At 60.6% G+C, this 11,555-nt stretch carries 12 protein-coding genes; 3 read left to right on the top strand and 9 right to left on the bottom strand.

Features of this window, described 5'->3' with window-relative positions; genetic code table 11:
* Nucleotides 1–62: 62 nt before the first annotated feature.
* From moaE to kbl, 7 genes are read right to left on the bottom strand one after another with little or no spacing between them, the layout of a single operon-like run.
* Nucleotides 63–542 carry a molybdopterin synthase catalytic subunit MoaE gene (gene moaE / locus V7080_RS18140; RefSeq protein ID WP_334189800.1) on the bottom strand — a complete coding sequence of 160 codons (480 nt, stop codon included), beginning with the start codon at nucleotides 540–542 and terminating at the stop codon, nucleotides 63–65.
* Nucleotides 543–567: 25 nt separating this feature from the next.
* Nucleotides 568–825, bottom strand: coding sequence for a molybdopterin converting factor subunit 1 (gene moaD, locus V7080_RS18135; RefSeq protein ID WP_334189799.1), 258 nt, complete (start codon nucleotides 823–825; stop codon nucleotides 568–570).
* A gap of 35 nt (nucleotides 826–860) precedes the next feature.
* On the bottom strand, nucleotides 861–2,090 hold the full coding sequence (locus tag V7080_RS18130; protein WP_334189798.1) for a molybdopterin molybdotransferase MoeA: 1,230 nt from the start codon (nucleotides 2,088–2,090) through the stop codon (nucleotides 861–863).
* 31 nt (nucleotides 2,091–2,121) lie between these two features.
* Nucleotides 2,122–3,585: a threonine synthase gene (gene thrC / locus V7080_RS18125; protein ID WP_334189797.1), complete on the bottom strand. Its 1,464-nt coding sequence runs from the start codon at nucleotides 3,583–3,585 to the stop codon at nucleotides 2,122–2,124.
* A 58-nt stretch (nucleotides 3,586–3,643) separates the two neighbouring features.
* Nucleotides 3,644–5,017: an L-serine ammonia-lyase gene (locus V7080_RS18120; RefSeq protein WP_334189796.1), complete on the bottom strand. Its 1,374-nt coding sequence runs from the start codon at nucleotides 5,015–5,017 to the stop codon at nucleotides 3,644–3,646.
* Between the two features lie 27 nt (nucleotides 5,018–5,044).
* A complete protein-coding gene (locus V7080_RS18115; RefSeq protein ID WP_334189795.1) occupies nucleotides 5,045–6,016 on the bottom strand; it encodes an NAD-dependent epimerase/dehydratase family protein in 972 nt (323 codons plus the stop codon).
* 11 nt (nucleotides 6,017–6,027) lie between these two features.
* Nucleotides 6,028–7,236: a glycine C-acetyltransferase gene (gene kbl, locus V7080_RS18110; protein WP_334189794.1), complete on the bottom strand. Its 1,209-nt coding sequence runs from the start codon at nucleotides 7,234–7,236 to the stop codon at nucleotides 6,028–6,030.
* A 175-nt stretch (nucleotides 7,237–7,411) separates the two neighbouring features.
* Here kbl and V7080_RS18105 point away from each other — a divergent pair, with 175 nt between their 5' ends.
* A complete protein-coding gene (locus tag V7080_RS18105; RefSeq protein WP_334189793.1) occupies nucleotides 7,412–7,984 on the top strand; it encodes a helix-turn-helix domain-containing protein in 573 nt (190 codons plus the stop codon).
* 38 nt (nucleotides 7,985–8,022) lie between these two features.
* Here the strand turns inward: V7080_RS18105 and V7080_RS18100 are convergent, their stop codons facing one another.
* Both V7080_RS18100 and V7080_RS18095 read right to left on the bottom strand, forming a co-directional pair.
* A complete protein-coding gene (locus V7080_RS18100; protein WP_334189792.1) occupies nucleotides 8,023–9,345 on the bottom strand; it encodes a homoserine dehydrogenase in 1,323 nt (440 codons plus the stop codon).
* A gap of 59 nt (nucleotides 9,346–9,404) precedes the next feature.
* Nucleotides 9,405–10,637, bottom strand: a complete 1,233-nt coding sequence (locus V7080_RS18095) for a pyridoxal phosphate-dependent aminotransferase (RefSeq protein ID WP_334189791.1) — start codon at nucleotides 10,635–10,637, stop codon at nucleotides 9,405–9,407.
* A 254-nt stretch (nucleotides 10,638–10,891) separates the two neighbouring features.
* Between V7080_RS18095 and V7080_RS18090 the strand changes: the two genes are divergently transcribed.
* Nucleotides 10,892–11,278 carry an Mth938-like domain-containing protein gene (locus V7080_RS18090; RefSeq protein WP_334189790.1) on the top strand — a complete coding sequence of 129 codons (387 nt, stop codon included), beginning with the start codon at nucleotides 10,892–10,894 and terminating at the stop codon, nucleotides 11,276–11,278.
* A gap of 77 nt (nucleotides 11,279–11,355) precedes the next feature.
* The coding region (locus tag V7080_RS18085) for a redoxin domain-containing protein (protein ID WP_334189789.1) at nucleotides 11,356–11,555 on the top strand (200 nt) is incomplete at its 3' end.

Below are 11,555 nucleotides of genomic sequence, written 5' to 3'. Positions count from 1 at the left end.
GATACCCAGCGCCCAGCGGATCCATGCACCGATTGCCGCGCCAAACCCGACCGCCAGCCAGCTCATCTGCCGCTGCCTGCGGCATCCATGCCAGGATTCCACTTTGCCATGGCGTCGTCGTCCGTTGTCCGCGCATCGACCCAGCGGCCGCCTTCGGGGGTCTGTTCCTTTTTCCAGAACGGCGCGCTGGTCTTCAGATAATCCATGATGAACTCGCAGGCCGCGAAGGCCTCGCCCCGATGGGCCGAGGTGACCGCCACCAGCACGATCTGATCCAGCGGCAGCAACGGACCGATGCGATGGATCACCAATGCGTCGATGATGTCCCAGCGGCTCTTCGCCTCGGTGACGATGGTTTCCAGCGCTTTTTCCGTCATGCCGGGATAATGCTCCAGTTCCATCGCTGCGACGCTGGCGCCGTCGTTGATATCGCGCACCGTGCCGGTGAAACAGACGATCGCGCCGATTCGTGCATCGCCTCCGCGAAGCCTCGCGATTTCGGCGCTGATATCGAAGTCCCCGGTTTGAACGCGGATCGGCATTGTGTTCTCCTCTATGGATCGCCGCTCAGCCGCCGGTCACCGGCGGGAAGAAAGCGACTTCGCAGCCATCGGTAATACGCGTTTCCGGACCGGTCATCTGCTGGTTGCATGCCATGCGCAACGCACGGCCATCGGCCAGCACCTCCTGCCATGCCCCGCCACGCTCGCGCAGGAAGGCCCGCACATCGCCGACTGTCTTCACCTGCTCCGGCACGGCCAGCGTCTCCTGGCTGGTGCCGAGAGACTCACGGACGCTGGCAAAAAAACGAAGTTGAATATTCATGTGGCTGACCGGTACGAAGGAAGCTGCATTATGCGTCAGGAAAGCAATGCATCGAAGGGAATGAAGCGCACGGTATCGCCCGCTGCGATCGCGTTGCCGGGCGGATTGTCGATCAACCCGTCGCCCCACACGGTGGACGTTAGAACGCCGGAACTCTGGTTGGGGAACAGGTCGAGGCCGCCATTCTCATTGATCCTGACGCGCAGGAATTCATTGCGCCGGTCCGGTTTTGGCCAGGCGAAGTCGGCACGCATCATGAACGCCCTCGGCGCAACCTGTTCCACGCCCTGCAAGCGCAGGATGAACGGCCTGACCAGCAGCAGGAAGGTCACGAAGCTGGACACCGGGTTTCCCGGCAGGCCAAGGAAAAAAGCAGGCGCAGTGCCGCCGGCGCGCGGAATCTCTCCAAAGGCCAGCGGCTTGCCGGGCTTGATGGCGATCTGCCACATGTTCAGGCGCCCTTCCGCCTCGACGGCCGGCTTGACATGATCCTCGTCGCCGACCGAGACGCCGCCGGAGGTGACGATGAGGTCGTGGCCGGCGGCGGCCCGGCGCAGGGTGTCGCGCGTGGCATCCAGCGAATCCGGCACGATGCCGTAGTCCGTGATGTCGCAGCCCAAATTCTCCAGCAGGGCCCGCAAGGTGAAACGGTTGGAATTGTAGATTGCGCCCGGTTTAAGGGCTTCGCCCGGCATGGCTAGTTCATCGCCGGTGAAGAACACCGCGACGCGCGGCCTGCGCAGCACCGGCAACTCCGCCAGGCCGACCGATGCGGCCAATCCGAGTTCCTGCGAACGCAGCCGAGTGCCTGCAGGCAGGATGACGCTGCCGGCGCGGATATCTTCGCCGGCACGCCGGATCCACTCGCCCGGTTGCGGCGCATGATTTACCGTGACGCTGTCGCCGTTGGCGGTGCATGCTTCCTGCATCACGACCGCATCGGCGCCGTCGGGAATCATTGCGCCGGTAAAAATCCGTGCGGCCGTGCCAGGCCGCAGCGGCTGACCGACATGGCCGGCGGGTATGCGCTGCGAGACGGCCAGAACGGCATTCCCGCTGGCGCAGTCGCCCGCCCGCACTGCGTAACCATCCATCTGGGTATTGTCCGCCGGCGGCACATCGAGACGCGAGGTCTGCGCCTCGGCAAGTACGCGGCCATTGGCGTCGAGCGTCGGGACCGTCTCGCGATCCGCGATGGCCTGCGCTGCAGAAAGCAAGGCGTGAAGCGCTTCGGCGAGGCTCAGCATCGGTTTCCTGTCTGTCATACCCGGCTCCGTGGAAGCAATTGATGCGCGATCAGGCCAGCCCGGTGTGGGCGGCGATGAAGGCCTTGACCTGGCCGACGTCCGCCGACATCACCTCGAAACGCTGTGGCAGCGCCTCGATGTTTTCGAATCCGGCTGGACGTTCGGCATCGCGGCCAAGAGCTTCGCGGATCGTCTCGTTGAATTTCGCAGGCAAGGCGGTTTCCAGCACGATCATCGTCGTCCCGGGCGAAATATGCTCACGCGCCACCTTCACGCCGTCGGCGGTATGGGTGTCGATCGTGACACCATGCTTCGCATGCACGTCGCGGATCGTTTGCACCCTGTCCTGGTGCACCGACTTGCCGGAGGCGAAGCCGTATTGCGCCACCTTCCGGAATTCGTCGCCGTCGCTGCCCGGTGCGCCGGACAGGTCGAATCCACCATGCGTCTCCACCTTCCTGAAAAGCGCGCGCACCCGGTTGGCGTCACGGTCCAGCAGATCGTAGATGAAGCGCTCGAAATTCGACGCCTTGCTGATGTCCATGCTGGGACTGGTGGTGTGATACGTCTCGGAAGATTTGCGCACCCGGTAGATGCCGGTGCGGAAGAACTCGTCGAGCACGTCGTTCTCGTTGGTCGCGGCGACCAGCTTGTCGATCGGCACGCCCATCATGCGCGCGATATGGCCGGCGCAGATGTTGCCGAAATTGCCGGAGGGGACGGTGAATGATACCTTCTGGTCGTTGCTGGTGGTCGCACTCAGGTAGCCGCGCACGTAATACACCACCTGCGCCACCACGCGCGCCCAGTTGATCGAATTGACCGTGCCGATTTTCTGCCGGGCCTTGAATTCCAGGTCGTTCGAGACCGCCTTCACCATGTCCTGGCAATCGTCGAACACGCCCTGCACCGCGATATTGAAGATGTTCGGGTCTTGCAGGCTGAACATCTGCGCGGTCTGGAAGGCGCTCATCTTCTTGTGCGGTGAAAGCATGAACACACGGATGCCTTTTTTGCCACGCATTGCGTATTCGGCGGCGCTGCCGGTGTCACCCGACGTGGCGCCGAAGATGTTGAGTTCCGCATCCTGCCTGGCGAGCGTGTACTCGAACAGATTGCCAAGCAGCTGCATCGCCATGTCCTTGAACGCCAGGGTGGGACCGTTGGACAACGCCTGCAGCACCAGCCTGCCGCCGCCCTGCTCTTCCAGCACCCGCAGCGGGGTGATGTCGGCGGCTTTCTCGCCGTCGCGGACATTGCGGTACACATCGGCGGTATAGGTCTTGTGTGCCAGCGCCTTGAGGTCCTGTTCGGGGATATCGGTGGCGAACTTCCTCAGCACCTCGAATGCCAGGTCGGCATAGGACAGCTTGCGCCACGCATCCAGCTCGGCGCCGGAAATCCGCGGATAGGCGGCAGGCAGGTACAGCCCGCCGTCGGGAGCGAGGCCGCCGAGAAGAATCTGGGAAAACGACTGCGGTGCGGCCTGGCCGCGAGTGGACACGTATTGCATAAAAGGATCGATTGGGAATAGCGGCAAGGGCGACATTATACCCTCCGCCTGCGCGGGGTCAGCAGGCGGCGTGGTTGACGGAAATGACATGGACGGCAAGACCGCCGAGGGAGGTTTCCTTGTACTTTGCCTGCATGTCGGCGCCGGTCTGGCGCATCGTCTCGATCACCTGGTCCAGGCTGACGTGGTGCATGCCGTCGCCACTCAATGCCAGCGAAGCGGCGGTGATTGCCTTGACCGCCCCCATGCCGTTGCGCTCGATGCAGGGAATCTGCACCAGTCCGCCGATCGGGTCGCAGGTCATCCCGAGGTGATGCTCGATGCCAATCTCCGCCGCCGTCTCGATCTGGTCATTCGTGCCGCCGAGAGCGGCCGCAAGTCCGGCCGCAGCCATCGCACAGGCCACGCCGACCTCGCCCTGGCAACCCACCTCCGCGCCCGATATGGAGGCATTGCGCTTGCACAGCATGCCGACCGCCGATGCCGCCAAAAGGAAATCCCGGATTCCGTTGGCCGGGTCGGCCGGACGGCAATCCACGGCGTAGTAACGCAGCACCGCCGGAACGATGCCGGCGGCGCCATTGGTCGGCGCGGTGACCACGCGCCCGCCCGCAGCATTTTCCTCATTGACCGCCATCGCATACAGGCTGACCTTGTGAATCGCATCATGCGGCAGGCCGGGCGCGTCATCCCGTGCCGCCTGCCAGAGCGCGGCTGCACGCCGCCTTACGTTCAAGCCGCCGGGAAGCTCTCCCTGGCGGCTCAGGGCGCGCTCGATGCAGGCGCTCATGACGTCCCAGATACGGTCGAGGCCGGCATCGAGCGCATCGTTGTCGGCATGGACGCATTCATTGGCACGAAGCATCTGCGCGATGCTTAGTCCCGATCCCCGGCCGTGGGCCAGCAGCGTAGCCATGTCATCGAACGGAAAAGGAAGCGTGCGGGGCGGGCCGGCGTCCGTGGTGCCGACTTCATCCTCCGCGTGGATGAGGCCGCCGCCGGTGGAGTAAAAAACCCGTTGATGCAAGGTGCCGTCGTTCAATGCCAAGGTGAATCGCATGCCGTTGGGATGGCCCGGCAAGCTGAGTTGCCGATGCCAGATCAGGTCCCGCTCCACATCGAAAGGAACCGGATGACGGCCCAGGAGCCGCACCGTCTTGCTCGCGGCGATAACGGCCAGTTTCGACTCGATGGTTTCCGGCTCGATCCGGTCCGGCAATTCACCGGACAGACCCAGCAGAATCGCCCTGTCCGTGGCATGACCGGCGCCCGTCAGTGCCAGCGAGCCGAACAACTCCACCGTGACGCCCTTCGTGTCCGCAAGTGCGCCGCTCTCGTGCAGGAACCGCCGTGCCGCCAGCATCGGGCCGACAGTATGCGAACTCGAGGGGCCGATGCCGACCTTGAACAGGTCGAAGACACGCATATCCATGAATCGATCCTTGCGACCGGATCGCCGCTACGCCACGCGATGCAGCTTGCCGGACGCCGGCGGGAGATTCCGCAGCATGTCGGCGACCAGCCTATCCAGATCGGTGGCCGCATGCCAGCCCCAATCGGCACGCGCATGGGTATCGTCCAGGCTGTGCGGCCAGGTATCGGCAATTGCCTGCCGGTCGTCCAGCCGGTAATCGACATCGAAACCAGTCACGTGCAATTGGATGGCATGTGCAAGTTCCGCGGGATTGAAGCTCAACCCGGCAATGTTGTAAGAGGAACGAATCCGAAGATCCCTGGCCGGCGCCTCCATCAGCTCGATCGTCGCGCGGATCGCATCCGGCATGTAAATCATCGGCAGTGTGGTATCCGGTCCGAGATAACAGGCATAGCGCTCGCCTCGCTTGGCGGCGGCGAGCATGGCAATGGCGTAATCGGTCGTGCCGCCGCCCGGCCGCGATTTGTAGCTGATGATGCCGGGATAGCGGATGCTGCGCACATCAACGCCGAATTTGCTGAAGTAATATTCGCACAGGCGCTCGCCCGCCTGCTTGCTGATGCCGTAGATGGTGGTCGGGTCCATTACCGCGAGCTGCGGCGTATCGACGGCGGGCGTGTGAGGACCGAAGGCGGCGATCGACGACGGCCAGAACACCTTGATCGGCCTGCCGGCCTGCCGCCGCTCGCGTGCGATTTCCAGGATATTCAGCAAACCGTTCATGTTCAGTGTCCAAGCCTTCAGCGGCGCCTGTTCGCCGGTGACCGACAGCAGCGCCGCGAGCTGGTAGACCTGCGTAATGGCATATCGCTCGATGACGTGCGCCACGCGACCGGCATCCAGCACGTCGAGACATTCGTAGACGGGCGCGTCGAACAGGCTGTTCGGACCAATGTCGGCCGCGATGACATTTCCGTGTCCATGTCTTTCCGCAAGCGCATCGAACAGCTCGCTACCGATCTGGCCATTCGCACCGATGATCAGGATTTTTTCCATGACGCACTCTCCTATTTTCCGAGCAGGTCGAGTTCGTCACCCGCCTGCCTGCATGCTGCCAATGCACTATCCAGTTGTTCGCGGGTATGCGCGGCGGACAATTGCACGCGCACGCGTGCCTGTCCCATCGGCACCACCGGATAGAAGAAACCGCTCACCAGTACGCCAAGCGCATACAGCTTTTGCGCGAACCGCTGCGCCAGGGGCGCATCGAAGAGCATCACCGGGACGACCGGATGCGTGCCGGGCTTGATAGTGAAGCCGAGCTCCGTGATCGCCGCGCGGAAATAGCGGGTGTTGTCATGCAACCGGTCCCGCAGCTCGCTCGACGACGACAGGCGTTCCAGCACCGAGAGCGACGCGCCCGCGATCGCCGGCGCCAGAGAATTGGAAAACAAATACGGCCGTGACTTCTGCCGCAGGGTTTCGATCACTTCGCGCCGCGCGGCGGTAAAGCCGCCCATCGCCCCGCCAAGCGCCTTGCCGAGGGTGCCGGTAATGATGTCGACGCGGCCCATGACGCCGTGATGTTCATGCGTACCGCGCCCGTTCGGCCCCATGAAGCCGGACGCATGCGACTCGTCGATCATCACCAGGGCGCCATACCGATCCGCCAGATCGCAGATGCGGTCCAGTTGGGCGATCGTGCCGTCCATCGAAAACACGCCGTCCGTCACGATCAGCTTATGGCGCTTGCCGGCAGCTGCCAGCAATTGCACTTCGAGATCGCTCATGTCGTTGTGCTGAAAGCGGTAGCGCGCCGCCCTGCACAGCCGTATGCCGTCGATGATCGATGCATGGTTAAGCGCATCCGAAATGATCGCGTCCTCTTCGTCGAACAGCGGCTCGAACAGGCCGCCGTTCGCGTCGAAGGCCGCGGCATACAGGATCGCGTCTTCCATGCCGAGAAAATCGGCAAGCGCGCGCTCCAGTTGCTTATGAACGGTTTGGGTGCCGCAAATGAAGCGGACCGATGACATTCCGTAGCCGTAATGTTCGATGGCCCGGATCGCCGCATGCGCAAGCTGGCTATCGCCAGACAGGCCGAGATAATTGTTTGCGCAAAGATTGATGAGAGTCCGGCCGTCGTCGGATTGCACCGTAGCACCTTGCGGCGATGCGATTACCCGCTCGATCTTGAACAGCCCCTTCTCCCGCAGATCCGACAGATCGTTCGCAAGTCGATGGTGAAAATCCGCTGCAGCGTGGCTTTTTTCCATAGCAACATCCTTCTGGATTCAAATAGAGACGTCCGATCCGGGCTGGTCCAGCATTTGGCGCTTCTGCTACGATACGTTCGATATAGTTGATAGAATCCTCAAAATTTCACTATAGCGAAATTATTTTTAATATATCGAATAATATTCGTGCCCGATTGGATTTGCAAGGACGGAAATGGACCCAATGCCACCCAACACGCCGCCAGAAGTCGGCGCCACTCTGCTGCAGATCCGCCAAAAACGTGGTTTGACACTGGAAGACTTGTCCCGTGCCGCAGGCGTATCGAAATCCATGCTGTCTCAGATTGAGCGGGAGAAAGCGAATCCGACCATTGCCGTTGCATGGCGGCTCGCCAACGCGCTGGGAATCGGCATACAGGAGCTGCTCGCCGGGGAAGCCAGGGAAGAGGAAACGGTGAGAATCGTTGAGCCGCATGAGACGCCGACACTACCGGGAACGCACTCCGGCTATGTCTTGCGCATCCTTGGTCCCATGGAACTTGCCGGGAAGTACGAATGGTATGAATTGACATTGGCACCAGATGGCGCACTGGTATCCAATTCCCACGATCCGGGCACCATGGAACATTTGACTGTCACACATGGCACGCTCGAACTGGATGTGGCCGGCATCAGGAAGAAATTGAAGAGTGGCGCCACGGCACGATACCGGGCAGACCGCGACCACGCGATCCGCAATACCGGGAAGACAGAAGCAAAGGGCTTGCTTGTCGTCATCCACCGCTGATCGCGGCGGATGACTAGCTGGGACGACTTTGGCTCTGATTAAGCCAATTGCTCGAGGCGGATCTTCGTGACCTTGCTGACCACGGTTGACAGCGCCTCGATTTTGCCGATCGCGGCATCGACATGCTTCTCCCGCGCCTGGTGCGTCAGCATGATGATATCGGTCTGGGTTTCGCCCTCTGCCGGCTCTTTCTGGAGCATCGCATCGATGGAAATCGACGAATCCGCGAGGATGCGCGTTACATCCGCCAGGACGCCGGGTTGATCCGCTACCTGCATGCGCAAGTAGTAGCTGGTGACCACTTCGGACATCGACACAATCGGAATATCCGTCATCGCATGCGGCTGGAAGGCAAGGTGTGGCACGCGGTGTTCCGGATCGGCGGTGGCCAGCCGCGTAATGTCCACCAGGTCGGCAATGACCGCCGAGGCGGTCGGTTCGGAGCCCGCGCCCTTGCCGTAATACAAAGTCGCACCCACCGCATCGCCCTGCACCAGTACCGCATTCATCGCCCCTTCCACATTGGCGATCAGCCGCTTGGCAGGAATCAGCGTCGGATGCACCCGAAGTTCGATGCCCGCCTTGCCGTCGACTTCGGTGCGCTTGGCGATGCCGAGCAACTTGATCCGGTAGCCGAGTTGTTCCGCGTATTGGATATCAGTCGACTGCAGGCTTGTGATGCCTTCCACATGTGCCTTGTCGAACTGCACCGGGATACCGAAGGCGATCGCCGACATGATGGTCGCCTTGTGAGCCGCGTCAACTCCTTCGATGTCGAACGTCGGATCCGCTTCCGCATAGCCGAGGCGCTGTGCCTCCTTCAGGACCACATCAAAATCCAGTCCCTTGTCACGCATTTCGGACAGGATGAAGTTGGTGGTGCCATTGATGATGCCGGCGATCCACTGGACGCGGTTCGCAGTCAAACCTTCACGCAGCGCCTTGATGATCGGGATGCCGCCCGCAACCGCCGCCTCGAACGCCACCATGACGCCTTTTTCCTGCGCGGCCTTGAAGATTTCGTTGCCGTGGGTCGCCAGCAATGCCTTGTTGGCGGTGACCACGTGCTTGCCGTTGGCGATTGCCTTCATCACGAGGTCCTTGGCGATGCCGTACCCGCCGATCAGTTCGATCACGATATCGACATCGGGACTGTTGACCACGAGGTTGGCATCATTGACCACTTCGCATTCGCCATTGGTCAATTCCTTGGCACGCGCAGTGTTCAGGTCAGCCACCATCGTGATGACGATGCCGCGGCCCGCGCGGCGCATGATTTCTTCCTGGTTGCGCTTCAGTACGTTGAATGTGCCGGATCCGACGGTGCCGATCCCGAGTAAGCCTACTTTGATGGGTTTCATATGGTCTGGATAGTTGATAGCTTTTATTGGCAAATGCCGTGGGCCTTGCAAGACGGCTCTCAAGCCGCCTTGCTGTAACGCCGGCGGTAGCCGTCGAGGAACCGTGCGATTCGCCCGAATGCCTCGGTAAGATCGTCGGAGTTGGGAAGGAATACCACCCGGAAGTGATCGGGTGTCATCCAGTTGAAGCCGGTTCCCTGCACGATCAGTACCTTTTCCTCGGCCAGCAGCTCGTAGGCAAACTGCTGGTCGTCGGCGATCGGATACATATTGGGATCGAGCTTCGGGAACATGTAAAGCGCCGACTTCGGCTTGACACACGTCACGCCCGGAATATCGGTCAGCAGCTTGTGCGCAAGGTCACGCTGTTTCAGCAGCCTGCCGCCAGGACCGACAAGATCATTGATGCTCTGATACCCGCCGAGTGCTGTCTGAATGGCGTACTGGCCGGGCGCATTGGCGCACAGGCGCATCGAGGCCAGCATGTTCAGCCCCTCAATGTAATCCTTCGCATGCTTCTTCTCGCCCGATACCACCATCCAGCCTGCACGGTAGCCGCAGGAACGGTAGTTTTTCGACAGGCCGTTGAGGGTCAGGAAAAGCACATCGTCCGCCAATGATGCGATCGAGGTATGCGTCACGCCGTCATACAAGGTCTTATCGTAAATCTCGTCTGCGAACACGATCAGCTGGTGCTTGCGCGCAAGCTCCACGATTTCCTGCAGCAACTCGACAGGATAGAGTGCGCCGGTCGGGTTATTCGGATTGATGACGACGATTGCCTTGGTGTTCGGCGTAATTTTTTTCTTGATGTCCTCGATATCCGGAAACCAGTCGGCCGCCTCGTCGCAGATGTAATGCACCGGCCTGCCGCCTGAAAGGCTGACCGCTGCGGTCCAGAGTGGATAATCCGGCGCCGGCACCAGCACTTCGTCACCGGTGTTGAGCAGGGCATTCATGCCCATCACGATCAGTTCGGATGCGCCGTTGCCGATGTAGATATCGTCAATCGTGACGCCGGCGATATGCTTTTCCTGCGTGTAGTGCATGATCGCCTTGCGTGGCGCGAACATGCCCTTGGAGTCGGTATAACCGGAGGCATTGGACATGTTGATGATCATGTCGTGCACGATCTCATCCGGCGCATCGAAACCGAATACGGCAAGATTGCCGATGTTCAGCTTGATGATCTTGTGGCCTTCCTCCTCCATCTGCTTGGCCTTTTCAAGCACCGGCCCGCGGATGTCGTAGCAGACGTCTGCCAGCTTCTTTGATTTCTGAATCGGTCGCACGTGTGCAATCCCTTATCGTCGATAGAATACTTGGGATGCAATGCTGCACCGCCAAAAGGGGTTCATTTTGCCGAAAGCAACCCGTTTTATCAATGCATACCGGTCATGCAAGGCTTTGAAAGCGCTACAATGCGGCATCTTTTCGCTCCAATGCAGGAATTTCAAGCTCATCCTCCTGTCGTAGAAGGCAGAGAAAATTGCTTGCCGAGCATGCAGCCACATCAATTCTTTGCCTTCGCAGCCTCCATTTCGCCATGAAACTGCATACCACCCCGACCCAGCATTACCAAACCGTAACCGCTTATGACAAGGATGGCGTGGAAATCAATGCCATCCGCTTTGAATACAGCCTGCTGGTCATGCCCGAAACCGCGCCGGTTTCCTGGCCTCCGGTGTCCTTCGAAGCACTCACTATCGATGATTTCAAGCAGATCGACGCGGCGATGCCTGAAGTGGTCATACTCGGCACCGGCGAGCGCCAGCGCTTCGTTCATCCCAAGCTTACCGCACCGCTCACATCCCGCAGGGTCGGCGTGGAATGCATGGATAACCAGGCGGCATGCCGGACCTACAATATCCTGATGGCGGAAGGCCGCAAAGTTGCCCTTGCGTTGATATTCGATCACTCGATGGCAGCGTGAAAAGCACCGTTGGGATTCGAATCCACATAAAATAGCCGAATTACAATTGACGGCTCACGGCAAGGCAAGAAACCACCATGGATCAGGAGAACAACTTGGCAGATCGTCCACCGGCACTCAATAGTGCCGTCCCGGAATTCTCGGGCCCCATGACCGGCGACCGCACTTTCAAGCTTTCAGACTATCGCGGCAAAACGTTGGTCCTGTATTTTTACCCGAAAGACAACACTCCCGGATGCACGACGGAGAGCCTGCGCTTTCGCGACTTGTATTCGGA

Origin of the sequence: Noviherbaspirillum sp., assembly GCF_036846085.1 — a bacterium.
Lineage (GTDB): Bacteria > Pseudomonadota > Gammaproteobacteria > Burkholderiales > Burkholderiaceae_D > Noviherbaspirillum.
This window is presented reverse-complemented; position numbering and strand designations above follow the sequence as displayed.